Below are 23,168 nucleotides of genomic sequence, written 5' to 3'. Positions count from 1 at the left end.
TCCCTTTGTCAAAGGAATTATGCCATGCATATTTGTAGAAATGAATCAAAAATTGAAAAATGGAAATAGCTGCAAATAATCCAAAACTAAAATCCTGGGTAGAGGTACCCGCCAATTCTGACTTCCCTATTCAGAATTTACCGTTTGGTATTTTCAAAAAGGAGGGAGTTAAGCGCGTAGGAGTAGCCATAGGAGAAAAGGTTTTGGATCTCGCCGCACTGCAGAATCATGGATTGTTTGATGGGATGGGATTGCCTGATGGGATCTTCGATAAAGAATACCTCAACGATTTCATGAACCTCGGTAAACCGACCGCTCGAAAGGTGAGGGATCGTGTGTCTGAATTATTGCAGGAGGGCAATGAAGAGTTGAAAAACCACTATGCACTTCAGGCAGTATTGAACGACATGGATAAGGTGAAGATGTGCCTGCCAGTACAAGTTGGAGATTATACTGATTTTTATTCGAGTGAGCAGCATGCGTTCAACGTGGGCTCCATGTTTCGTGATCCGGACAATGCGCTGATGCCAAACTGGAAGCACATTCCTGTCGGCTATCATGGTAGAGCGTCATCTATTATTGAGTCAGGAGTACCTATTCACAGACCAAAAGGACAGCAGAAACCCAATGATGATGAGCCACCGGTTTTTGGCCCTTGTAAGCTATTAGATTTCGAATTGGAAATGGCGTTTATCACCTGCGGTGAAAATCAACTCGGAGATTCCATTTCAACTGAGGAGGCCGAAGATCACATATTCGGTATGGTGCTATTCAATGACTGGTCGGCCCGGGATATTCAGAAATGGGAATATGTGCCGCTTGGACCATTCCTTGCTAAGAATTTTGCCTCTTCCATCTCACCATGGATTGTAACACTAGATGCATTGGAGCCATTCCGAATTCCGGGACCGAAGCAAGACCCTGAAGTGCTTCCTTATTTGAAATACAAAGGAAATAAGCATTTCGATATTGATTTGGAGGTAGCAATTCAGCCGGAGGATAGCGAAGAGAAAGTGGTTGGAAACTCCAACTTCAAATACATGTACTGGAACATGGCGCAGCAGCTGGCTCACCAGACGGTAAATGGGTGTAATATTAGAACGGGAGACATGTACGGTAGTGGCACCATCTCAGGGCCGGATGCAAGCCAGTTTGGCTCGATGCTGGAAATCTCCTGGAAAGGAACCAAACCGGTGAAAATGATTGATGGAAGCGAACGTAAGTTTATTCAGGATGGCGATACCGTAATCATGCGTGGACATGGAGAGAAAGATGGTGTGCGCATTGGTTTTGGTGAGGTGAGTACGCAGGTTTTACCAGCTAAGTAATAATGTCATCCTGAGCCTGCCTGCGGTAGGCAGGCTTGTCGAAGGAGACATTGGAAAAACAGGTTTCGACAGGCTCAACCTGACATCTAAAGAGAAATACGTAAATGACAATAGACCCAAAAAAAATACCTGTACCGGAATTACATGGACACCTGCTGGGAGCAGTGGCGCCACGCCCTATTGCCTTTGCCAGCACCGTAGATAAGGAAGGGAAAGTCAACCTGAGCCCCTTTAGCTTTTTTAATGTGTTCAGTGCCAATCCTCCAATCATGATTTTTTCTCCGGCACGGAGAGGGCGAGACAACACGACTAAGCATACGCTGGAAAATGTCAAGGAGCATCCTGAATGTACGATCAATATCGTTTCTTACAACATGGTGCAACAGATGTCGCTGAGTAGCACGGAGTACGAAAAGGGGGTGAATGAATTTGAAAAGGCAGGCTTTACTGAAGAAAAATCACAGCTTGTAAAGCCACCAAGAGTGAAAGAGGCACCCGTTTCTTTTGAGTGTAAGGTCATCGAAGTGAAATCGCTGGGAAAGCAGGGAGGAGCCGGACAACTGGTCATCTGTGAAGTCCAGCTCATGCACATTGCTGATCGGATTTTGGATGAAAATGGAAAAATTCACCCGAACAAACTGGATGCTGTGGCAAGAATGGGAGGAAATTGGTATGCCAGAGCGAGTGGAGATGCTATATTTGAAGTAGCCAAACCTCTGACAACCATGGGAATAGGAGTAGACCAAATACCTGATCAGATTAGAACAAGTACCGTACTCACCGGTAACCATTTAGGAATGCTTGGCAATGTGGAATCACTTCCTTCTGAGGAAGAGGTAAATGATTTTGCAAATGAGCCTGAGGTGCGATCGATCTTGGATTCGTTTGACGATGAGGAGAATATCCAATTGGAACTACATAAGCTGGCCGCAGACCTTCTGAATGACGGAGAAGTGGATACTGCTTGGAAAGTCTTGATGATGGGATAGCCTAGTGATAAGTTTCAAGCTGTAAGAAGAAAGTAACTTGCGGCTCGGAACTCGCAGCTTTTATGAAAGACAACTTTTCCACCCAATCCGCAGACTATGCAAAGTTCCGACCGGTCTATCCACAAGAGCTGATCGATTACCTTATTACGTTGACACAAAGCCACGAGAATTGCTGGGATTGTGGAACGGGGAATGGACAGCTAGCAGTGAAACTCGCTGATACTTTTCAGGTAGTTTACGCCACAGACATCAGCGAGAAACAGCTTGCTAATGCTGTTCAAAAAGCGAATATTAAATATTCAAAACAAACAGCTGAACAAACCAACTTTCCTGATCAGCATTTTGATCTGATCACCGTGGCGCAAGCAGCACACTGGTTTGATCATGAACGATTTAACCAAGAAGTGAACCGAGTGCTTAAACCAGGTGGAGTCATTGCGTTAATTGGATATGGATTGGTTCAGGTTGAAGGTAGCGTAGGAGAGATTATAAAAGAATTTTACTGGAATGTCACTCATCCGTATTGGGATCCTGAGAGGGATCACATTGAGGCTGCCTATCAAACGATCCCGTTTCCATATAATGAAATTGAAGATGTGCCCTCATTTGAAATGAAAAAGGAAATGATGCTGGATGATCTGGTAGGTTACATTAGCACCTGGTCTGCTGTTCAGCACTTTATTAAACAGAATGGTCACTCACCAGTCGATAAATTACATCAAGATTTGAAAGGAGTGTGGAATGGTAAGTTAATCGATGTTGACTTTCCGATTTTCACACGAGTGGGAAAGTCTAGAAAGCAAACCTGCTCTTAAATTCCTCTAACTCTTCTTTAAGCTCACGTGATTGGAATTGATCGATGTGATCAAAAAGTTTACTGTCAGGATTGATTTTCAATTCCCGTAAATTCATGTGCTGATTGGTAAATAGAAATTCCAATGTGGGATAGATTTCTTTGAGTACATCTACTAAATCCAGAATCTGGAGATTCTTATCCACCAGGTTATAGGTTCCGCTTGGAACTGCTTTTGTGATAACCTGAGAAAGTGCGGCACATAAGTAATCCACATGAATGAACGCTCTGGACTGCTTCCCATTGCCATTGATCTGGATGCGGTTGGTGAAGTTGGCATCAAACATAAATCGGTTAATGACCGCATCAAATCGCATGGATTTACTGTAGCCATACACATTTCCACCCCGGATGTTGATGGCGTTCTTTTTTTCAGCCAGACGATTCACGTGTTCTTCTCCGCGCAACTTTGAGATGCCATAAAAGGTCGATGGAGAAGGAGTGGTGGTTTCATCTGATACCTTATCACTCGCCCCATACACAGAAGTACTGCTGAGGTATATGAACTTAGAAATGTCAGATTCCTCAGCACAATACACCACCTCAGCGGTCCCCCAGTGATTGACTTGTTCATAAAAATGAGGATCGGTATTGGCGAAAGGAGTGGTGACAATTGCTGCCAGGTGCACCACCACATCTGCATCTTTCATCAATTTTCGCAACTGCCGGGTATCGAGGATGTCACCGCGCACGGATTGGATTTTCTCTTTATGCTCATATGCTTTACCTAGGAAAAAATTGTAATGCGCTTTACTCAGGTTGTCATAAACAATGACTTTTTCAATTTCTGGGTTTGAAACCAGGTGCTTGACCAGCTTGGTCCCTACATATCCGGCTCCACCGGTGATTAGTACTTTCATGTTTTTGTGTCAGGTTGAGGTTCTTGAAACCTGTCTTTTGAATGTCCATTTCGACAGGCTCAATGTGACAAATTATTTTACTAAATCCGTATGCAAGCCACACTCCACTTTATTTAAGCCAAACCATCTGGCCTCACGCTCTTGCATTTCCAGATCCATTTTTCGGGTACACGGCTCACATCCAATACTGATGTATCCCTGCGCGTCCAGCGGATGTTTAGGGAGATCATGTTCTTTGATGTAGGCAAATATTTTTCGTTTGTCCCAGTCCAGCATGGGGTGAAAGCGAATGCTATCGAATGGAGCTGGCTGCTCTATTTTCATGGCTTTTCTTACAGCGCTTTGATCTCCTCGCACACCATTGATCCACACATCATGGCTTGCCAGCACAGATTCCATAGGCTGTGTTTTATTTAGATAGCAACAATGGTCCGGGTCGGTGGTAAACAACAATTTCCCATTGGTATCACGCTGCATGTATTTAGGTGTATTGGGCTTCAGGTCTACAATTTCTAACCCCAATCGATCAGCAACTTCATCTCTAAAAGAGATTGTTTCAGGAAATAAATATCCGGTATTGATAAAGTAGACGGGGATTGAATTGTCAATCTCACTCAGAATATGGAGCATGGGTATACTGTGTGTCTGGAAAGAGGAGGTGGTGAAAAGACGTTTTCCTTCACGCTTGTATTCTTCGATTTTTTGTTTGATTTCTGGTATCTCCATCTGGTGAGGTTTGAGGCAAAACAAACCCACAAAGAAATAAATTCATAGCAACGCGAAACATCTTTATAAAAGCTGTTGTTATGAGTTCCAGTAATTTTGCTCCATGCCAAGAGTTACCGTAAGTAGAAAAGAACATTTCAATGCAGCACATAGACTGTATAATAAGTCATGGTCTGATGAAAAAAATGAAGCTGTTTTTGGAAAGTGCAATAACCCAAACTGGCATGGTCATAATTATGAAGTGATCGTAAGTTTGACAGGTGAACCGGATACAGATACCGGTTACGTGTACGACATGAAAAAATTGAGTGACCTTATTAAAATCAAAGTACTCGATAGGTTCGATCATAAAAACCTGAATTTGGATGTAACCGAATTCAAAAATTTGAATCCAACAGCAGAAAACATCGTCAAAGTCATCTATGATTTGTTGCGTCCTGAGATAGAAGACGAGTACGAGATGAAAATAACATTATATGAAACAGAAAGAAACTACGTCGAATACCCGGGTTGAGCTTGATGAGTTTGGCGATGATCATGTAGGGACCTCCTATGATACCCCGCTGCGTCCTGATGCATTTGAGCAAGACGATGAGCTAAAAATCGAGTTAATCTCTAAGCACTTTAAAGAGATTATGCAGATTTTGGGTTTGGACCTGGAAGACGATAGTCTCGCAGGTACACCTAAACGTGTAGCGAAAATGTACGTGCAGGAAGTTTTTTCAGGATTGAATCCTGCAAATAAGCCAAAAATCCGCCTGTTTGATAATAAATACAACTATGATCAAATGTTGGTGGAAAAGGATATTACATTCTATTCTCATTGTGAACACCACTTTGTGCCAATCTATGGCAAAGCACATGTTGCTTATTTCTCGAGTGGGAAAGTGATTGGACTCTCGAAGATCAATCGCATCGTTCAGTATTTTGCTAAACGACCCCAAGTACAGGAAAGACTAACTGTTCAAATTGGTAATGAATTGAAATCTATACTGCAAACTGAAGATGTTGCGGTTGTGATGGATGCCTCTCATATGTGTGTATCCTCAAGAGGGGTGAACGATACCAATAGCCGAACAGGAACAGCTTTTTTTGATGGAAAATTCAAAGATCAGGATATCAAAAAAGAGTTCCTGAATTACATCAATACAGAGACAAAAGACTAATCTGTAACTCCATGATTTCTTAATCGCATATTGGGTTTTCTATAAAAGCCTTATACCCTATCTTTGCGCCCTGTTTTTGAAAACCATTTAAAAAATCATGGATAAAATAATCTATTTAGTGCCTGCCCTTGGGCTTCTGGGGCTTCTAGTGATGATCATTAAATCCCGCTGGGTATATAAGCAGGATGCAGGTGATACCAAGATGCAAGATCTTGCAAATCACATTAGAGAAGGGGCATTGGCATTTCTTAGTGCGGAATACCGAATCCTGGCCATCTTCGTTGTTTTGGCAGGTCTTCTTTTAGGAGTCATCTCCTCACTCGTTGAAACCACTCACTGGTTCATTATAGTAGCCTTTGTGATTGGAGCATTTTTCTCAGCATGGGCCGGAAACATTGGTATGCGAATCGCTACTGCTGCGAACGTGAGAACAACCCAGGCGGCAAGAACCAGCCTTCCTCAGGCATTGAAAGTATCATTTACTGGAGGAACAGTAATGGGACTTGGCGTTGCAGGTCTTGCTGTTTTCGGACTAAGTGTCCTATTTATCTTGCTATTCCAATTCTTTATGGGTGGCGAGTGGACAGCCAATGGAGTGAATGACATGACTGTAGTGCTTGAGGCGCTAGCAGGTTTCTCCTTAGGTGCTGAGTCTATTGCTTTATTCGCCAGAGTAGGGGGTGGTATTTACACCAAAGCAGCTGACGTAGGTGCTGACCTTGTGGGTAAGGTAGAAGCGGGAATTCCTGAAGATGATCCAAGAAACCCGGCAACTATCGCTGACAATGTAGGTGATAATGTAGGAGATGTTGCAGGAATGGGAGCTGACCTTTTCGGTTCTTACGTAGCAACCGTATTGGCTTCCATGGTGCTTGGTAACTATGTAATCCGAGACATGGGCGGATCAATCACAGATGAATTCAATGGAATCGGTCCAATCTTGCTTCCGTTGGTTATTGCTGGTCTTGGAATTGTTTTCTCAATTTTTGGAACCATGCTTATTAAAATATCCAGCAATGATGCCAAAGAATCACAGGTTCAGGCAGCTCTAAATAAAGGAAACTGGGGATCAATCATTTTGACAGCTATTGCGTGCTGGTTCGTGATTGACCTTTTATTGCCAGCTGAAATGACTATGGCTTTCTTTGGTGAAGGAAATATTACAGTTACTTCAGGAAATGTATTTGGAGCCGTATTGGTTGGTTTATTTGTAGGAGGAGCTATCTCTTACTTCACCGAATATTATACTGGTTTGGGTAAAAAGCCAGTTTTAGATATTGTTCAAAACTCGGCGACAGGTGCCGCAACAAACATCATTGCCGGCCTTTCTACCGGTATGATTTCAACATTTGCTCCAATTCTTCTTTTCGCAGGTGCGATCTGGGGAGCCTATGAATTAGCAGGATTCTATGGGGTAGGTATCGCCGCATCTGCGATGATGGCCACTACAGCTATGCAATTGGCAATCGATGCATTTGGCCCGATTGCGGATAATGCCGGAGGTATTGCTGAAATGAGTGAACTGCCGGAAGACGTAAGAGAAAAAACAGACATCCTTGATTCAGTGGGTAATACGACCGCTGCAATCGGTAAAGGATTCGCGATTGCTTCTGCAGCATTGACTGCTTTGGCATTATTTGCTGCATATGTAACCTTCACGGGCATTGACGGAATCAACATCTTCAAAGCGGATGTGCTTGCCGCACTCTTCATCGGAGGGATGGTTCCTGTGGTATTCTCTGCATTGGCGATGAGATCCGTTGGAAAAGCCGCCATGGAAATGGTAAAAGAGGTGAGACGCCAGTTCAAAGAAATTCCTGGTATCATGGAAGGAACGGGTAAGCCAGAGTACGGCAAGTGTGTAGACATTTCTACCAAGGCTGCACTAAGAGAAATGATGTTGCCGGGAGCGATTACCATCATTGCACCAATTCTGATTGGATTCTTCATGGGTCCTGAAGCACTTGGTAGTTACATGGCGGGTGTTGCAGTGTCCGGAGTGCTTTGGGCGATCTTCCAAAACAACGCAGGTGGCGCATGGGATAATGCGAAGAAGTCTTTCGAAGCAGGGGTAATGATTGATGGTGAAATGACGTACAAAGGTTCTGAAGCGCATAAGGCTGCAGTGACTGGAGATACCGTAGGAGATCCTTTCAAAGATACCTCCGGTCCTTCCATGAACATTTTGATCAAGCTGACATGCCTTGTTGGTCTTGTCATTGCTCCTATTTTAGGTGAGGTTTATGGATCAGGCCATGGTTCAACAGAAGAAGCGGCTATCGTTGTTGTTGAAGAAGCTGAACCAATCAAAGAAGTATCTAAAGAATTTAAAGTGATGATGGAGTCATTGGAAGATGGGCAAGTGCAAGCAATTGTAACTTCTACCATTATTGAAGCTGGGGAAAGCATGGTTAAAGTTGACACGCTTGTAGGTGAGAAGTCAGCTATTGAAGAACAAATCAAATCAATGAAATAGCCTTCATTCCGAAACAATATTTAAAACCCCGGCTTATTTAAGTCGGGGTTTTTTTGTGCCTTTGCTTAACTTCCTTTTCGTGTCAGATCAAGAACTATTTCAGGTAGCAGAAGAGTGGTTTCAATCGAAGGGTTGGAAGTCATTCGAGTTTCAGCGAAAGACATGGAAAGCGTATTTATCTGGTAAGTCAGGTTTACTGAATGCACCGACAGGTTCCGGGAAAACCTATGCACTCTGGATACCATGTGTGCTTGAGTTCTTGAAAAATCATGAACCTCACGACGTACGACCGGAAGTACAGGTGTTATGGATCACGCCACTCAGAGCTTTAGCCAAGGATATTCAAAGTGCCATGCAAAGTTTTTGTGATGATCTGGATATTCGATGGAAGGTAGGATTGCGGACAGGCGATACCACCACTTCGGAACGGCAGAAGCAAAAGAGGTCTGCTCCGCAGGCACTTGTAATCACCCCGGAAAGCTTGCATGTCTTGCTCAGCCAGAGTGATTATCCGAATTACCTGAGAAGTGTCAAAAGCATCATCGTGGATGAATGGCATGAGCTTATCGGAACCAAACGCGGAGTAGCTACAGAGTTAGCCATCTCTCGACTGAAAAACCTTTCTGTAGGAAAATTAAAAATCTGGGGCATTTCAGCTACCATCGGAAACTTACCACAGGCGAAGCGGGTCTTGCTGGGTGAAGACTTTTACAAAGAGGCCGTTTCAATCAAGTCAGATGTTGAGAAAAAGATCATTGTTGAATCAATCATGCCGGATGAGGTGGAGAAATTTCCATGGTCCGGATATCTGGGGGTAAAGCTAATAGACAAGGTACTGCCCATCATAAAGGGGAGCAACACCACACTTTTATTTACTAACACCCGATCACAGACGGAGCTATGGTATCAGGCTATTTTAAAATCAGCGCCTGATCTTGCGGGTATGATGGCAATGCATCATGGTTCGATGGATCAGCATATTCGAAACTGGGTGGAGGATGCATTGCATGAGGGAAAGCTCAAACTGGTGGTATGCACATCCAGCCTGGATTTAGGAGTGGATTTTCGTCCGGTCGATACGGTGATTCAAATCGGTGGACCGAAGGGAGTCTCACGCTTTCAACAGCGTGCAGGAAGAAGCGGGCATGGCCCGGGGGAAGTAAGCAGGATTTACTTTGTTCCAACGCATTCACTGGAACTCATTGAAGGTGCAGCCCTACGAACAGCGATAGCAGAAGGGAAATTCGAGCAACGCAAACCACTGGAAAAGAGTCTTGACGTATTGATACAATATCTGGTGACACTGGCAGTCAGTGGTGGATTTAGACCATTGGAGCTTTTGGAGGAAATTAAGCAGACGTATTGTTTTCGGTTACTTACTGCAGAAGAATGGAACTGGACGTTGGAATTTATCACAACAGGCGGAAGTACGTTAGGAGAATACGATGAATTTTCTCGTGTGTACAATGATGATGGGGTTTATAAGATCATCAATAAACGAGCGGCACAGCGGCATAAGCTCTCAATCGGAACGATTGTTGGTGATCCTGCCATGAGTGTCAAATTTATTTCGGGTGGGCACCTCGGCACTGTGGAGGAAAGTTTTGTTTCAAAACTTAATCCCGGAGACACCTTTTGGTTTGCAGGCCAAAATCTGGAGTTTGTACGCATCAAGGATTTGACGGTTCTCGTCAAAAAATCAAAACGAAAAAGTGGGCTTACTCCATCATGGGGTGGGGGAAGACTGCCCCTTTCTTCGCTTCTTTCTGATCAAATCCGAAATAAACTTCAGTTAGCGATAAGCGGTGATTATTCAGATCCGGAATTAATGAAAATTAAGCCCATTCTCGATCTGCAGTCACGCATGTCTATGATTCCGGATCGAGACTCATTGCTCATAGAAAAAGTGGAGACAGAGCACGGATATCACCTGTTTTTTTTCACATTCGAAGGCATGTTTGTGCATGAGGTATTAGCCGGACTAATTGCCTATCGCATGAGCAAACTTCAAAAAATCACTTTTTCCATTTCCATGAATGATTATGGTTTTGAATTATTATCTGACCAGGAGATAGCAATTGAAGAAGCATTGGAGCTGGACCTTTTTAGCGAGGAAAATATCTATCAGGATATACAGGAATCCATCAATATGACCGAGATGGCTCAGCGTAAATTTCGAGATGTTGCCACAATTGCCGGGCTAATCTTTCAGGGTTACCCGGGGAAAAATATTCGGGCCAGACACCTTCAGGCATCCTCTGGTATTCTATACAAAGCTTTTAAGGAGTATGATCAAGACAACTTACTAATCAAACAGTCTATGGATGAGGTGATGACATTGCAGCTCGATCAGTCAAGATTTATGGAGGCGGTCCGAAGAATTAACAAGCAAAGGATTATCTTGAAAGAAACCGAAAAACCCACACCTTTTGCATTTCCAATACTTGTGGACATGATCAAAAGGGAGCGGCTAAGCTCCGAAGGTGTGACAGATCGCATTTTAAAAATGCAGATGCAGCTTGAACGATCAGTATCTGGCAATTAAATTTGGAAAATGAAAATATCAATCACTCTCCTTGCACTCATTTGTGCATCGGCTCTTTACGGTCAGTCCATTGTTGGTCAGTGGAAAACAATAGATGATGAATCCGGTAAACCGCGATCTATAGTAGACATCTATGAAAAGGATGGTAGGTATTTTGGAAAGATTATAAAGCTTTTCCGAGAGCCGGGTGAGGAACCTGATCCGGTTTGTGAGGAATGTGATGATCATCGAAAAGGCCAAAAGGTTATTGGCATGGAGATCATTACCGACATGAAATATGATAAAGGAGATGATGAGTACCATAAAGGTGAAATACTTGATCCTGAAAATGGAAATATATATGACTGTAAGCTTTGGGTAGAAGGAGGTAAGCTGAAAGTAAGAGGGTATCTATTATTTTTCTATCGTACCCAAACATGGTTACCATATTTGGAGGATTAACTATGAATGTGAAGTTAGCAGGTGAAGTACTTACACTACTTCCTGAGCGAGCCATACTCTGGGAAAAAGAAAAAACGCTAATCCTCTCAGATCTTCACCTTGGAAAAGCGGGTCATTTTCGAAAGCACGGTATTCCCGTTTCAAGAAAAATTCATTTAAATGACCTTCGAATTCTGGAGTCTCTCATCAAAAAGCATGTGCCCAGGAAAATATTACTATTAGGCGACCTTTTCCATAGCTTTGAAAACAATGAATGGCAGGATTTTTTGACTTTCCTGGAAATCTTTGACGCTATTGATTTTACTTTGGTTGAGGGGAATCACGATATCTTATCAGAATACCCACCTTCACTTTTTACCACTCCAAAGCTGGAAACAGGACCATTTTCATTCACTCATGATAGGATGTCCTCTGAATTGTACAACATATCCGGCCACATCCATCCTGGAGTATTGGTCAGGGGTAAAGGAAGGCAAAGTATTACTATGCCATGTTTTTACTTTGCAAGTGATTTTGGCGTATTGCCTGCCTTCGGTCAATTTACTGGAATAAAGAAAATAAAGCCTAAGGAAGGTGATCGGGTATATGGGATTGCTGAGAGTGAGGTGATTGAATTAACGTGAGTTTTATCGTATTTTACAATTGTAAACCACCCGCTCACCAGGGAAGGGGTTACTTAATGGATATTAATCGTATTAAAAACTGGCTTGGTGTATGAAGGACAGTGAGATACTGGAGCGAATTAGTCGCGGAGATGAGCGCATGCTTGATCATCTGTATAAGAAATATTACAGAATGATGACCAAGATTGTACTCAGTAACAACGGAACTGAGGATGAGGCGAAAGACGTATACCAGGAGGCCTTACTCGCTTTTTGGCAGAAAGCTGTCAGTGGGAAATTGGTCTTGACATCCAAGATCAGTACCTATTTATATAGCATCTGCTTAAATCAGTGGAGGAAGGAGTTGGACAGAAAGAGTCGTTTGAGCAGTGAGGAGGTTGACAGGGAAGAGTTTCAAACGCACGACGCGAAAGAGCGGCTAAAGATTGTGATGGATTGCATCGCTCAGTTGGGTGATGTGTGTAAGAGTGTACTTACCCATTATTATTTCGATGGGATGGGCATGCAGGAGATAGCCGAAAAAATGAATTTTGCCAATACAGATACGGCAAAAACGAAGAAATATAAGTGTAAGAAGAAATTAGATAGTTTAATAAAGAGTAAATACACCACCGAAGACTTTTTTGATTAGACATGACAAACCAACAACTAGAGCAAATCGACAAGTATCATTCCGGTAGGATGAGTGAGTCAGAAATGGCAAGCTTTGAAAAGCAACTGGAGTCAGATCCTTCATTAAAAGCAGAAAGTGATCTGCAAGCAGATATTACCAGTGGCTTGAAGGAGTATCGAAAACTTGAATTAAAAGCACGCATGGATGCCATCAATGTAGGCCCTACATGGATGGAATTTGTTGGGCAATCTGCTTTGATGAAATCAATGGGTGGTGTGATTGTGGCTTCTGTTATTGGTACTGGCATCTATTTATACGGTGATAAAAATGAGGAGACGCAATCCACTGATCCGGTGGAGATCAATGCACCGGTGGCTGAATCCATTGAATATGTTTGGGAGCTAGGAGAAGAAACTGGCAACTCAGAAAATGTGAAACTGGATAAACCAGTAGTAGCGGATGAGGGATCTACGGTGGTTGCAGACCAAATTGCTAAGACAGAAGTTACGCCTGCTGAAAAATCAGAGCTTGTTTCAGAAAAAACTGAAAGTTTCAAGCCAACTTTTGAAGCACCAGTTGTAACAGATGTGGAGGAGAACAATAAGTTCCAGGCATCAGGATTAGATAAACTTCCGGAAACTACAGGAGTGGTGAAATCTGAGGAACCTATTGATGTGGTGACAGAGAGTAATCGCAGCAATACGATCAAATACAAATATTATGATGGTAAGCTCTTCCTAAGTGGAGATTTTGATAAAGCACCATATGAAATCCTTGAGATAAACAGCGCTACAGGCAGACGCATATATGTTCACTATCTGGATACTTATTACAAGGTTGGTGTTACAGACCGGTTGTCTGAGCTGCCGGTAGTTAAAGATCAGGATGTGATCAAGGAACTCAAGCTGCTAAGAGAAAACAAGTAGTATTCCAAAGCATTTCCATTTTGCCTAAATTCGTGGCTCAATGGAAGACAAGAAAACCAGAAAGAAACGTAAGCTCGGAAGCTATCCCTTTGCCAGTGTGGTATTCAGTATCACAGTGGCATTGTTGGTTTTAGGACTTTTCGGATGGTTACTGCTTCATAGTTCCAGGTTGGGAGCACGTATTCAGGAAAACATTGAAGTTCAGGTTTACCTCAACAAAAACATCTCCCAGTCTGATATCACTAAAATCAGAACAGCTATTGCGGCTAAGCCTTACACGTTAGTTAAGGAGACACCACAAATTTCACTCATTACGAAAGAGGAAGCTGCACAAGAATTTGTGGAGGCAACTGGAGAAGAATTTAAAGATTTTCTTGGAGACAATCCACTCCGCGATTTATTCACGGTTAAAATCAAAGGCAGTTACCAGGCGCTTGACAGCTTAAATCAAATAAAGGCGGAGATTGAAGGAATGCGAGGCGTATTTGAAGTCGAATACGAAGAAAGTCTGATTGAAAGTATCAATCAAAACTTGACGAAGATCGGATTTATCCTTTTAGGCATTGCCATTTTTGCCCTTCTTGTGGTAATTATTTTGATCAATAATACGATCAAGTTGGCACTCTTTTCCCAGCGCTTCCTTATTCGAAGTATGCAATTGGTTGGAGCCACCAGCTCCTTTATCCAACGACCTTTCCTTTACCGGTCCATGCTGTATGGATTTTTTGCGGGTGTTTTGGCGTGTGGAATCATCTATGGTTTCACCATGTATATGAACAATATGATAGAAGGGTTGGAAGAGTTGCAGGATGTGAACGGGTTTATTTTACTTTTTGGACTCATCCTTGTAATGGGAATTATCGTAGGATACTTCAGCTCTTTACGGGCAATCAGAAAATATTTAAAAATGTCATTGGACGAACTTTATTAAGACATGTCAGAAAAAAGAAAACTTGCTTTCTCAAAAGTTAATTACATCATCATGATAACCGGGGTAATTGTTTTAGCTCTGGGCTTCATTATTATGACCATGGATTCAGAACCTTACGGGTTTGGATTCCTCGGACTTACGCTTGGACCTATTGTGGTGATGTTAGGCTTTCTTATCCAGTTTGTGGCCATCTTTTATAAACCAAAATCAAACTCAGATTCTAAATGAGTTGGATTGAAGCCCTCATTCTGGGTGTAATACAAGGACTCACAGAATTTTTACCAGTTAGCAGTAGTGGACACTTGGAAATAGGTTCTGTTTTACTAGACGCTCAAAGTTCTGATAACCTTCTTTTTGCAGTTACTGTTCATTTGGCAACTGCCTTAGCAACCATCGCCGTTTTCAAAAATGACATTTTAGAACTTCTGCGTGATATGCTGAAATTTCAGTGGAATGAATCCACGCAATTTGCTGCAAAGATTATTGTATCGATGATTCCGGTTTTTGTGGTTGGTATTTTTTTCAAAGATCAAATTGAGGCATTGTTTATAGGAAACCTCATTTTGGTAGGATCGATGCTGCTAGTAACGGGTGGCTTGCTTTTGTTTGCTCATTATAAGAATAATGGAACTAAATCCGTCGGTTTTTTTAGCGCAATCATCATTGGGATGGCGCAGGCTTTTGCTGTGCTTCCCGGTATTTCCCGCTCCGGGTCAACGATTGCCACAGCTTTGATACTAGGGGTAGAAAGGTCAAAAGCAGCGCGATTTTCCTTTTTGATGGTATTGATTCCCATTCTTGGAGCCAGCCTTCTTGAAATTATTAACTATTCAGAAAATATCGCTGCGCATGCCATTAGTGTTTCAAGTTTGATCATTGGGTTTATAGCAGCTTTTATTTCAGGCTTCATAGCTTGTAAATGGATGATTAAAATAGTGAAAAGGGGTAAGCTGACCTATTTTGCTGTTTATTGTTTTATCGTGGGAATAATTGCGATTATCGCGGCATAAGATGGAAAACACCTACGCCGAAGGAAGACTCTTACTTATCAATAAGCCGGTTGACTGGACCTCCTTTGATGTAGTAAAAAAGCTGCGTTATACGCTAAAAGTAAAAAAAATTGGTCATGCCGGAACGCTCGACCCTTTAGCAACGGGATTACTAATCATTGGGACCGGTAAATTCACGAAGAAGCTCAATGAGCTTCAGGGCCTTGATAAAACCTATGAGGGCATTATTGAAATTGGAAAAACCACTCCTTCCTATGATCTGGAAACGGAATTTGATTCTGAGCAAGGCTGGACAGGAGTAACCAAAGATGCGCTTGAGGAGGCCAAAGAAAAGCTGACGGGAGATATCCAACAGATACCGCCAGCTCATTCCGCCATCAAAGTGGGAGGAGAGCGGGCATATAAGAAAGCAAGAAAGAATAAAGAAGTAAAGCTGGAACCCCGTTCACTGACCATTCATGATTTTCAGATAGATTACTCAAACCTTCCGGAGGTGAAATTCAAAGTGTCTTGCTCTAAGGGAACTTACATTAGGAGTCTGGCACATGATTTTGGACAGCTAATAGGCGTGGGGGCATATTTGAAGAAACTGGTTCGAACCAGCGTTGGAGAATATCAGTTGTCAGATGCAGTAGATTTGAATGAATTCGTTCAACAGCACAATGAAGGTAGTTGATCACTTAGAGTCGTTTGAAAAGCCAACCTATGCGGTGGTTACCATCGGAACATTTGATGGGGTGCATATAGGGCATCAGACTATTTTAAAACGATTAGTTTCCGAGGCAAAGAAGCATAATGGGAAAAGTATCTTAATCACCTTTTGGCCACACCCCCGCTTTATTCTTAATAAAGATGCTGATAAGCTGAAACTGCTTTCCACGTTTGATGAAAAGGTAAATATGGTGGCTGATCTTGGGGTCGATTACATTTTGAAGATTGCCTTTACGCCGGAATTCTCAAACCTCAGTGCTGAAGAGTTTGTGAGACAAATCCTGGTAGACAAGGTAGGCACCAAAAAGCTATTTATTGGCTATGATCATCATTTTGGAAACAATCGGGAAGGTAATATTCACTTTCTTCATAAGCACGCTGATGAATATGGGTTCGAGGTAAATGAGATTTCCAAACAGGAGATTGATCATATTGGGATTAGTTCTACTAAAATCAGGAATACACTGGAAAGTGGGGAGATTCATTTAGCGAACTCACTGCTGGGTAGAAATTACTCCATTAAAGGCAAGGTGATTGATGGGAATAAAAAAGGAAGGTCGATTGGTTTTCCAACCGCAAACATTTCGATTCCGGAATCATATAAACTATTGCCGGCCGATGGCGCATATGCGGTAAAGGCCGTGATTGACTCACAATCTTTCAATGGAATGCTGAATATTGGCTTTAAGCCTACTGTGGATGGTAGTAAGCGAACGATAGAAGTTCATCTGTTTAATTTTGATGCAGATATCTATGGAAAGGAAATTGTCGTTGAATTTGTGAAAGCTTTAAGAAAAGAGCTGAAATTTGCGAGTATTGAAGATCTAAAACTCCAGCTTCAAAAGGATAAAAAAGCCGCAATGGAAATATTATCATGAGGGTTAGCTACTGTATCATATTGATTTCACTTGCATTTGTGTCTTTTGTTGGATGCAAGAAGACAGAGGATCTCATCGATTTCACAGAGGAGGATGAGGTGCTTTTGGGTGAAAAGCTTGCACAGGCAATTTCGGAAAATGCTAATTTCAGCCTTATTCCTTCAGAAGGCAACTCCCTTGCATACGGGTATGTAAATTCCAGGCTGAGTGAAATCACCAATGCTGCATCGATTTCCAAAAGTGAAGATTTCACTTGGAGCGTAACTTTGTTTGACGATGAAACCAGACAGGCCTTTGCATTGCCAGGCGGATATATTTATGTCAGTACCGGGATGATTTTTTACCTGGCAAATGAGGATCAGTTTTCGGGCCTGCTTGCTCACCTTGTCGCACACATAGATCAATCACATGTTACTGAGCGACTTTTCTTTAAATACGGAGTAAATGGTTTGAAGTCCATTACTACCGGCGGAGATGCAGAAAGTCTGAATCAGATTATCGGGGACCTGGACCTACGAGGCACGTATTTACAACTTTCCCGCGCGAATGAATTAGTAGCAGATACGCTAGCCATTTCCTTGCTGACAGGTTCCGGTCAGGCATGCAATTCAAATGGATTGTTCATGGATCGGGCATTGAATGTTCAGGCAGAATTAATCACATCGTTTACAGGTGCTCATAGGCTGGACACAATACGGCTGGGAATCATTGAAGAAACAGTGATTGGGCGAGGTTGTGATACTACTGTAGATGGCGAGTCAGACAATCGTTTTATTTCTTTCAGAAACTCACTTCCTTAGAATCAATCTCCCCCTTTGGAGGGGGTAGGGGGAGGAGGAAAAAAATGCATTAATTATTTATATACATTAACCAAATGAAGAAATCAGAAATCAAATTCGTCGTAGAATTAGACAAGGAGAACATTCCGGAGAAAATCATGTGGGATGCAGACGAAAAAGATCAACCGGGCCTCTCAGAGACCAAATCCATCAGTTTGTCCCTCTGGGATCATGAGAATAAAAACACCATGCGTATTGACTTATGGTCTAAAGACATGCCAATGGATGAAATGAAACACTTCTACATCGATTGCCTGGGTGGTTTGGCACAAAGTGTTTTGAATGCCACCGGTGACGAATATATGAATCAGGAAATTTCCGCATTATGTGATAAACTGGTAGAACATGTAAAAAATGAAGGATAACTCTCTTTTTAGATTTCGATAGCAATTCCTTCTTTTCATGTGATTTTAATTTTTATCATGGCTAAAACCGAACCCCGAGTGGTTCCTTTACGCAGTAGAACCTGAATATTCTTTCAAGCATTCGGTACTGTTGGTATTCATAACTTTTATTGACATTTCATGAAAAATCACTAATATTATGCATGCATAATATATTTCCATTGAAATATTTGTATATGCCGCTTGTCAATTAGTTGGTTTTAGCTGGTTAATTGTGGCCATTTTTAACTATTATTATTATCAAAATTTTAAATCACAAAACATCAACCTTATGATTAGGAATTTGACAAAGATGATTTTTGGGTTGGTCTTAACCGTATGTACGGTTTCGGCTTATGCTCAAACCACTGTGAGTGGAACCATCGTAGACAGTGAGGGCGAACCGCTAATTGGGGTTAACGTTCTCGTTCAGGGTACTGTGCTTGGTACCATTACTGATATTGATGGAAAGTTCACATTGACTGTACAATCTCAACCACCCTTCAATTTGGTGATTTCATACGTTGGTTATGAAACACAGCGAATAGAAGTTTCAGCAAGCACTACTCAAATCGATATACAACTTGAAGAGTCTACACTTCTGGGACAAGAAGTGGTCGTCTCAGCATCGAGAGTAGAGGAAAGCTCACTAAAATCACCTGTTAGTATTGAACGTATGGACATTCTTGATATTCAGAGTGCTCCATCTCCGGATTTCTATTCCGGAATAAAAAACTTAAATGGGGTTGATTTCAGTACACAGAGTTTGACCTTCAAATCTGTGAACGCAAGGGGCTTTGGATCAAACGGTAACACAAGATTTGTTCAGCTTATTGATGGTATTGACAACCAGGCACCAGGTCTAAACTTCCCGGTAGGTAACGTTGTAGGTATCAGTGAATTGGACCTGGAGAGTGTGGAATTGATCCCGGGTGCTGCTTCTGCATTATATGGTCCTAATGCCATCCAGGGAATCTTGCTTATGAAAAGTAAAAGCCCGTTTGACTATCAGGGCCTGGATTTCTACTCAAAGGTTGGTGTAACCCATATAGATGAAGAAGATCATGAAATGTCTCCATACACGGATATAGGCTTACGCTACGCCAAGGCGATTGACAATAAGTGGGCATTCAAGATCAATGCCTCATGGTTAAGAGCGCAGGATTTCATTGGTGTGGATTACAGGGACCAAAGCGGAGCAACAGTAGAAGGAAACCTGGCAAGCAATAGAGAAAACAATAGAACTTATGATGGTATAAACGTCTATGGTGATTTCTTAATTGATGTTGGTACTATTGCAGATTTAACAATAAACAATCCTAATACTGATCCCGGAACTGCTGCAAGTTTGTCTGGCATTAGAAGTTTACTGCCGAATGGTGCTAATGGTGCATTCTCCCCGACCGGTTATAGAGAGTCGGATTATGTAGACAACACCACTGAAAGTTTGAAATTGGGAGGCGCGTTGCATTACCGATTAAATGATAAAATAGAAGCAATCGGTCAGGTAAACTGGGGTCAGGGTAGCTCAGTATACACTGCTAATGACCGCTTTATTCTTGATAATTTCTCTATCTGGACAGGAAAATTGGAGTTAAGAGGTGATAACTTCTTTGTAAGAGGATACACCACTCAGGAAAATTCGGGTGATACTTATGCAGCTAATACTGTTGCATCACTTATCAATCAAAGAAGATATTTGCCTGCTTATTTTGGTGCATATGTTGACTTCCTAACAGGAGGTAACACAACAGGAGCTAACCCTGGTGGTACTCAATATGCACCTAATAATTACACTGCGTTACATGGGGCAGCTCGCGCTGTTGCTGATGCAGCCCAGCCAGGAGCAAACTCAGAAACCTTTCAATCAGATTTTGATGAATTTAGAGGTCGTTCTATAGCAGAAGGTGGAGCCAAGTTTTTAGACAAGTCCGCACTATGGCATTATGAAGGAAGCTATAATTTCAAAAATGAAATTGATTTTGCAGATGTAGTGGTTGGTGCCAATTTCAGAACCTACGCACTAAACTCAGAAGGTACGTTGTTTACTCTTGATGAGAGCGGAGACGAGGTATCCTTTAACGAATTTGGAGGGTATGTGCAAATTTCTAAAAATGTAATCGATAATGTGAAACTTCAGGGTTCCGTTCGATTCGATAAAAACGAAAACTTTGATGGCCAATTCTCACCAAGACTTTCAGGTGTTTGGGAGTTCTTAGCAGATCAGAACCTGAGAGCTTCATTCCAACGAGGATTTAGAATTCCTACTACACAGGATCAGTACATAGATCTTGATGTGGTAACCAGAAGGTTGATTGGACGAAACGATATACTTACTGAAAAGTATAATATTGAAGACAACACCGTTTATACTACACAAAGTGTAATGGCTGCACAGGCAAGCGGTGATGTAAATGATCTGGTTGTCGCAGCAGATGCTTATAAGCCTTTCGAAACGGAGAAAGTAACCACTTGGGAAGTAGGTTATAAAGGCTTACTCCTGGATGGTAAGTTATTGATTGACGCATTCTACTTTAACAGCACTTATCAGGATTTTGGAGCAGAAATCGACATTACTCAAGCGGTAGTTACCGGTGATATCCAGTCTGTTCCTAGTGGATACGATGTTGGTTCAGCAGGTGCCAGACATGACGATGCTGAATTGCAAGCCTTTGTTGACGGAGGTGCTACGGGTGTTAGCCTTCAGCGTTATGGATACGATACCAATATTGATGAAGACATTAATACATATGGTTATGGTTTTGGAGCAGAGTACACGTTCCTTCAAGGATTTAACTTTGGTGCGAATGCTTCCTACAATAAGCTGGAAGATTTGGATGATCTAACAGCAAGAACCTACAACGTGGCGTTCAATACACCTGAGTGGAGATACAACATTACGTTTGGCAATAGAAAAGTAACCGAACGAATTGGATTCGGATTAACGTATAGATGGCAGGATGCATTCTTGTGGCAATCAGCGATTGGATCCAGTGTGATTCCGGATTTCGCAACGTTAGATGCGCAGGTAACATACAGACTTCCAAGTATCAATGGTAGAATCAAGATCGGTGGTTCCAACATTCTCAATGAGCGTTACACCACTTCTCATGCGAACCCGCGAATGGGAGCGTTGTACTATGTACAGTTGAATCTTGATAACATCCTTAGCAACTTTTAAAAAGTACGAAAATGAAAAGCTTATATAATAAATTAATTATTTCAACTTTTGCTCTGGCTGCTTTGGCTTGTAGCAGTGAAGATGATTTGATAGAAGATTGGATTGACGTAAATGAAACGGAGGAACCAGCACCGGGGACATCTGGTGATTTGGATCTTTCCAGTTACATTTCAATTGGCAACTCGCTTACAGCTGGTTTTGCCGATGGAGCTCTTTATAATCAAGGGCAAGAAAATAGCTTTCCTAACCTCCTGGCTGGCCAATTTGCAATGGTTGGTGGAGGTAACTTTAACCAACCGGATATCAATTCTGTGGATGGGTATCATACTTCCTTAAATCCATCGGGTGTGGAAGGATTGATTTTTGGAAGAACTGTTCTTGATCTCTCTGCTCAAGCTCCTGTTCCTACCACGACTGGTGAGGAGATTGGTGCATATACAGGAAATAAAGCTAATCTTGGAAATTTTGGCGTACCGGGCTTAAGACTATCTCAGCTTGAAACTGCTGGATACGGTTTCCCTGGTGCTGGTAATGCATTTTTTACACGTTTTGCAACCGATCCAAATACCTCTAGCGTTCTTGGGGATGCATTGGCTGTGGATCGTTCATTCTTTACGCTTTGGCTAGGTGCCAATGATTATTTGGGTTACGCTACTTCAGGTGGACAGGGAAATACCCCATTGACGGACTTTAGTGGAACCGACTTTGGAACTGCTTTAGGATCGGCTCTAGGGCAGTTGACTGCTGATGGAACACCGGGAGTTGTTCTTGACCTACCTCCGGTAGTTACATTACCATTTTTTCAGGCAATAAGCTGGGATAGAATTGAGTTGGATGCAGCAACTGCTGAAACCCTGAACAATGGTCTAGCATCTGTAAATGGAGCCCTGCAAGGAACTTTAAGTGCTGGATATAGCGATAGTGATGATATTGCTCGTAGACTTATATCATACTCAGAAGGTAATAACCCAATACTTGTTCATGATGAGGAGTTGGTTGATTTGGAGCCATATTTTGATAATCTTGAAGCAGGAATGGCAATTACAGCTCAGCAACGCGCTGCTTTGGTTCCTTATGAGCAATCAAGACCTTTGGTAGATGGTGAGTTGGTGCTTTTAAGTGCTGGGGCTGTTTTGGGTACTGAAGCTGATGGAGATGATACGGTTGAGGATACACCGATTGGTGTAGTGATTCCACTAGGATTTTCGTTTACAGAGGCTGCAAATGGAGATCAGTACTTCTTGAATGCCGCTGAGCAAGCGGCTATTGTTACGGCAAGAGCTACCTATAACGGTGCTATTTCAGCAACCGTAACTGCTCTTAACGATGGAGGTGCAGATATCGGATTGGTTTCTGTTCAGCCTTTGTTTGTTGATATGCTTGGTTTGGATGCGGCTACTGCAACTGCGTTAGCATTGCCGACTGGGTCAGCCGATGGTGTTCAAGGAATTGAAGTTGATGGAGTGACTTTAACTCCTGATTTTGCTCCAAACGGTGTATTTTCATCCGATGGAATTCACCCGAATCCAAGAGGCCATGCCATTGTTGCAAATGAAATCATAGCAGTAATGAATGCCAGATGGAATGCAAACATTCCTACGATCAGTGTTTTGGAGAAACTCGGAGTTACATTTCAACCATGATGTTTTAAATACATTTTTTTCAAACCCCGCTTTTAGCGGGGTTTTT

Annotated in this window: 22 protein-coding genes; 20 read left to right on the top strand and 2 right to left on the bottom strand. The window is 42.2% G+C overall.

Going from position 1 to position 23,168, the window contains the following annotated elements; genetic code table 11:
• The first annotated feature begins 59 nt into the window (after positions 1-59).
• From fahA to ACOQON_RS11490, 3 genes are all read left to right on the top strand, one after another.
• Positions 60-1,328: a fumarylacetoacetase gene (gene fahA, locus ACOQON_RS11500; RefSeq protein WP_420575559.1), complete on the top strand. Its 1,269-nt coding sequence runs from the start codon at positions 60-62 to the stop codon at positions 1,326-1,328.
• Positions 1,329-1,432: 104 nt separating this feature from the next.
• Positions 1,433-2,317: a flavin reductase family protein gene (locus ACOQON_RS11495; RefSeq protein ID WP_420575558.1), complete on the top strand. Its 885-nt coding sequence runs from the start codon at positions 1,433-1,435 to the stop codon at positions 2,315-2,317.
• Positions 2,318-2,379: 62 nt separating this feature from the next.
• Positions 2,380-3,132 carry a class I SAM-dependent methyltransferase gene (locus ACOQON_RS11490; protein ID WP_420575557.1) on the top strand — a complete coding sequence of 251 codons (753 nt, stop codon included), beginning with the start codon at positions 2,380-2,382 and terminating at the stop codon, positions 3,130-3,132.
• Here ACOQON_RS11490 and ACOQON_RS11485 read toward each other — a convergent pair.
• Both ACOQON_RS11485 and ACOQON_RS11480 read right to left on the bottom strand, forming a co-directional pair.
• Positions 3,110-4,030 carry an NAD-dependent epimerase/dehydratase family protein gene (locus tag ACOQON_RS11485; protein WP_420575556.1) on the bottom strand — a complete coding sequence of 307 codons (921 nt, stop codon included), beginning with the start codon at positions 4,028-4,030 and terminating at the stop codon, positions 3,110-3,112. The genes ACOQON_RS11490 and ACOQON_RS11485 overlap by 23 nt on opposite strands.
• Positions 4,031-4,102: 72 nt before the next feature.
• Complete coding sequence (locus ACOQON_RS11480) at positions 4,103-4,756, bottom strand: phosphoadenylyl-sulfate reductase (RefSeq protein WP_420575555.1); 654 nt, start codon at positions 4,754-4,756, stop codon at positions 4,103-4,105.
• A 103-nt stretch (positions 4,757-4,859) separates the two neighbouring features.
• Here ACOQON_RS11480 and ACOQON_RS11475 point away from each other — a divergent pair, with 103 nt between their 5' ends.
• The 17 genes from ACOQON_RS11475 (at position 4,860) to ACOQON_RS11395 (ending at position 23,122) form a co-directional block, all read left to right on the top strand.
• Positions 4,860-5,270 (top strand): 6-pyruvoyl trahydropterin synthase family protein, encoded by a 411-nt coding sequence (locus tag ACOQON_RS11475; protein WP_420575554.1) that lies wholly within the window; start codon positions 4,860-4,862, stop codon positions 5,268-5,270.
• Complete coding sequence (gene folE, locus ACOQON_RS11470) at positions 5,233-5,922, top strand: GTP cyclohydrolase I FolE (protein WP_420575553.1); 690 nt, start codon at positions 5,233-5,235, stop codon at positions 5,920-5,922. The genes ACOQON_RS11475 and folE overlap by 38 nt, the downstream gene beginning before the upstream one ends.
• 97 nt (positions 5,923-6,019) lie before the next feature.
• Complete coding sequence (locus ACOQON_RS11465) at positions 6,020-8,398, top strand: sodium-translocating pyrophosphatase (RefSeq protein ID WP_420575552.1); 2,379 nt, start codon at positions 6,020-6,022, stop codon at positions 8,396-8,398.
• A 79-nt stretch (positions 8,399-8,477) separates the two neighbouring features.
• Positions 8,478-10,943, top strand: coding sequence for a ligase-associated DNA damage response DEXH box helicase (locus tag ACOQON_RS11460; protein WP_420575551.1), 2,466 nt, complete (start codon positions 8,478-8,480; stop codon positions 10,941-10,943).
• A 9-nt stretch (positions 10,944-10,952) separates the two neighbouring features.
• Complete coding sequence (locus ACOQON_RS11455) at positions 10,953-11,384, top strand: DUF2147 domain-containing protein (RefSeq protein ID WP_420575550.1); 432 nt, start codon at positions 10,953-10,955, stop codon at positions 11,382-11,384.
• A complete protein-coding gene (gene pdeM / locus ACOQON_RS11450; RefSeq protein ID WP_420575549.1) occupies positions 11,360-12,007 on the top strand; it encodes a ligase-associated DNA damage response endonuclease PdeM in 648 nt (215 codons plus the stop codon). Before ACOQON_RS11455 ends, pdeM begins: the two co-directional genes overlap by 25 nt.
• Positions 12,008-12,098: 91 nt before the next feature.
• The gene (locus tag ACOQON_RS11445) at positions 12,099-12,638 is read left to right on the top strand and encodes an RNA polymerase sigma factor (protein WP_420575548.1); all 540 of its coding nucleotides are present in this window, start codon (positions 12,099-12,101) and stop codon (positions 12,636-12,638) included.
• Positions 12,639-12,640: 2 nt separating this feature from the next.
• Positions 12,641-13,546, top strand: a complete 906-nt coding sequence (locus ACOQON_RS11440) for a hypothetical protein (protein WP_420575547.1) — start codon at positions 12,641-12,643, stop codon at positions 13,544-13,546.
• Positions 13,547-13,586: 40 nt separating this feature from the next.
• Positions 13,587-14,477 carry a cell division protein FtsX gene (locus ACOQON_RS11435; protein WP_420575546.1) on the top strand — a complete coding sequence of 297 codons (891 nt, stop codon included), beginning with the start codon at positions 13,587-13,589 and terminating at the stop codon, positions 14,475-14,477.
• 3 nt (positions 14,478-14,480) lie between these two features.
• Positions 14,481-14,705 (top strand): DUF3098 domain-containing protein, encoded by a 225-nt coding sequence (locus ACOQON_RS11430; RefSeq protein WP_420575545.1) that lies wholly within the window; start codon positions 14,481-14,483, stop codon positions 14,703-14,705.
• Positions 14,702-15,487 carry an undecaprenyl-diphosphate phosphatase gene (locus ACOQON_RS11425; RefSeq protein WP_420575544.1) on the top strand — a complete coding sequence of 262 codons (786 nt, stop codon included), beginning with the start codon at positions 14,702-14,704 and terminating at the stop codon, positions 15,485-15,487. The genes ACOQON_RS11430 and ACOQON_RS11425 overlap by 4 nt, the downstream gene beginning before the upstream one ends.
• A 1-nt stretch (position 15,488) precedes the next feature.
• Complete coding sequence (gene truB / locus ACOQON_RS11420; RefSeq protein ID WP_420575543.1) at positions 15,489-16,163, top strand: tRNA pseudouridine(55) synthase TruB; 675 nt, start codon at positions 15,489-15,491, stop codon at positions 16,161-16,163.
• Positions 16,150-17,076, top strand: a complete 927-nt coding sequence (locus ACOQON_RS11415) for a bifunctional riboflavin kinase/FAD synthetase (RefSeq protein WP_420575542.1) — start codon at positions 16,150-16,152, stop codon at positions 17,074-17,076. The genes truB and ACOQON_RS11415 overlap by 14 nt, the downstream gene beginning before the upstream one ends.
• Complete coding sequence (locus ACOQON_RS11410; RefSeq protein WP_420575541.1) at positions 17,073-17,876, top strand: M48 family metalloprotease; 804 nt, start codon at positions 17,073-17,075, stop codon at positions 17,874-17,876. The genes ACOQON_RS11415 and ACOQON_RS11410 overlap by 4 nt, the downstream gene beginning before the upstream one ends.
• A gap of 74 nt (positions 17,877-17,950) precedes the next feature.
• Positions 17,951-18,280 carry a gliding motility protein GldC gene (gene gldC, locus ACOQON_RS11405; RefSeq protein WP_420575540.1) on the top strand — a complete coding sequence of 110 codons (330 nt, stop codon included), beginning with the start codon at positions 17,951-17,953 and terminating at the stop codon, positions 18,278-18,280.
• A 310-nt stretch (positions 18,281-18,590) separates the two neighbouring features.
• Positions 18,591-21,479, top strand: coding sequence for a TonB-dependent receptor domain-containing protein (locus tag ACOQON_RS11400; protein ID WP_420575539.1), 2,889 nt, complete (start codon positions 18,591-18,593; stop codon positions 21,477-21,479).
• Positions 21,480-21,490: 11 nt separating this feature from the next.
• Entirely contained in the window at positions 21,491-23,122 is a 1,632-nt protein-coding gene (locus tag ACOQON_RS11395; protein ID WP_420575538.1) for a hypothetical protein, read from the top strand.
• Positions 23,123-23,168: the final 46 nt, after the last annotated feature.

It is taken from the genome of Ekhidna sp., from assembly GCF_965221965.1.
GTDB lineage: Bacteria > Bacteroidota > Bacteroidia > Cytophagales > Cyclobacteriaceae > Ekhidna.
Note: the sequence above shows the minus strand (reverse complement) of the source record. Positions and strands in the feature narration are given on the sequence as shown.

What these genes read in the sequence shown, in the direction of transcription:
- ACOQON_RS11415 (WP_420575542.1), top strand. Translation starts at nt 16,150, where the DNA reads ATGAAGGTAGTTGATCACTTAGAGTCGTTTGAAAAGCCAACCTATGCG.
- pdeM (WP_420575549.1), top strand. Translation starts at nt 11,360, where the DNA reads ATGGTTACCATATTTGGAGGATTAACTATGAATGTGAAGTTAGCAGGT.
- ACOQON_RS11475 (WP_420575554.1), top strand. Translation starts at nt 4,860, where the DNA reads ATGCCAAGAGTTACCGTAAGTAGAAAAGAACATTTCAATGCAGCACAT.
- gldC (WP_420575540.1), top strand. Translation starts at nt 17,951, where the DNA reads ATGAAGAAATCAGAAATCAAATTCGTCGTAGAATTAGACAAGGAGAAC.
- ACOQON_RS11430 (WP_420575545.1), top strand. Translation starts at nt 14,481, where the DNA reads ATGTCAGAAAAAAGAAAACTTGCTTTCTCAAAAGTTAATTACATCATC.
- fahA (WP_420575559.1), top strand. Translation starts at nt 60, where the DNA reads ATGGAAATAGCTGCAAATAATCCAAAACTAAAATCCTGGGTAGAGGTA.
- ACOQON_RS11480 (WP_420575555.1), bottom strand. Translation starts at nt 4,756, where the DNA reads ATGGAGATACCAGAAATCAAACAAAAAATCGAAGAATACAAGCGTGAA.
- folE (WP_420575553.1), top strand. Translation starts at nt 5,233, where the DNA reads ATGAAACAGAAAGAAACTACGTCGAATACCCGGGTTGAGCTTGATGAG.
- ACOQON_RS11495 (WP_420575558.1), top strand. Translation starts at nt 1,433, where the DNA reads ATGACAATAGACCCAAAAAAAATACCTGTACCGGAATTACATGGACAC.
- ACOQON_RS11490 (WP_420575557.1), top strand. Translation starts at nt 2,380, where the DNA reads ATGAAAGACAACTTTTCCACCCAATCCGCAGACTATGCAAAGTTCCGA.
- ACOQON_RS11440 (WP_420575547.1), top strand. Translation starts at nt 12,641, where the DNA reads ATGACAAACCAACAACTAGAGCAAATCGACAAGTATCATTCCGGTAGG.
- ACOQON_RS11435 (WP_420575546.1), top strand. Translation starts at nt 13,587, where the DNA reads ATGGAAGACAAGAAAACCAGAAAGAAACGTAAGCTCGGAAGCTATCCC.
- ACOQON_RS11465 (WP_420575552.1), top strand. Translation starts at nt 6,020, where the DNA reads ATGGATAAAATAATCTATTTAGTGCCTGCCCTTGGGCTTCTGGGGCTT.
- ACOQON_RS11395 (WP_420575538.1), top strand. Translation starts at nt 21,491, where the DNA reads ATGAAAAGCTTATATAATAAATTAATTATTTCAACTTTTGCTCTGGCT.
- ACOQON_RS11425 (WP_420575544.1), top strand. Translation starts at nt 14,702, where the DNA reads ATGAGTTGGATTGAAGCCCTCATTCTGGGTGTAATACAAGGACTCACA.
- ACOQON_RS11485 (WP_420575556.1), bottom strand. Translation starts at nt 4,030, where the DNA reads ATGAAAGTACTAATCACCGGTGGAGCCGGATATGTAGGGACCAAGCTG.
- ACOQON_RS11400 (WP_420575539.1), top strand. Translation starts at nt 18,591, where the DNA reads ATGATTAGGAATTTGACAAAGATGATTTTTGGGTTGGTCTTAACCGTA.
- ACOQON_RS11445 (WP_420575548.1), top strand. Translation starts at nt 12,099, where the DNA reads ATGAAGGACAGTGAGATACTGGAGCGAATTAGTCGCGGAGATGAGCGC.
- ACOQON_RS11455 (WP_420575550.1), top strand. Translation starts at nt 10,953, where the DNA reads ATGAAAATATCAATCACTCTCCTTGCACTCATTTGTGCATCGGCTCTT.
- ACOQON_RS11410 (WP_420575541.1), top strand. Translation starts at nt 17,073, where the DNA reads ATGAGGGTTAGCTACTGTATCATATTGATTTCACTTGCATTTGTGTCT.
- truB (WP_420575543.1), top strand. Translation starts at nt 15,489, where the DNA reads ATGGAAAACACCTACGCCGAAGGAAGACTCTTACTTATCAATAAGCCG.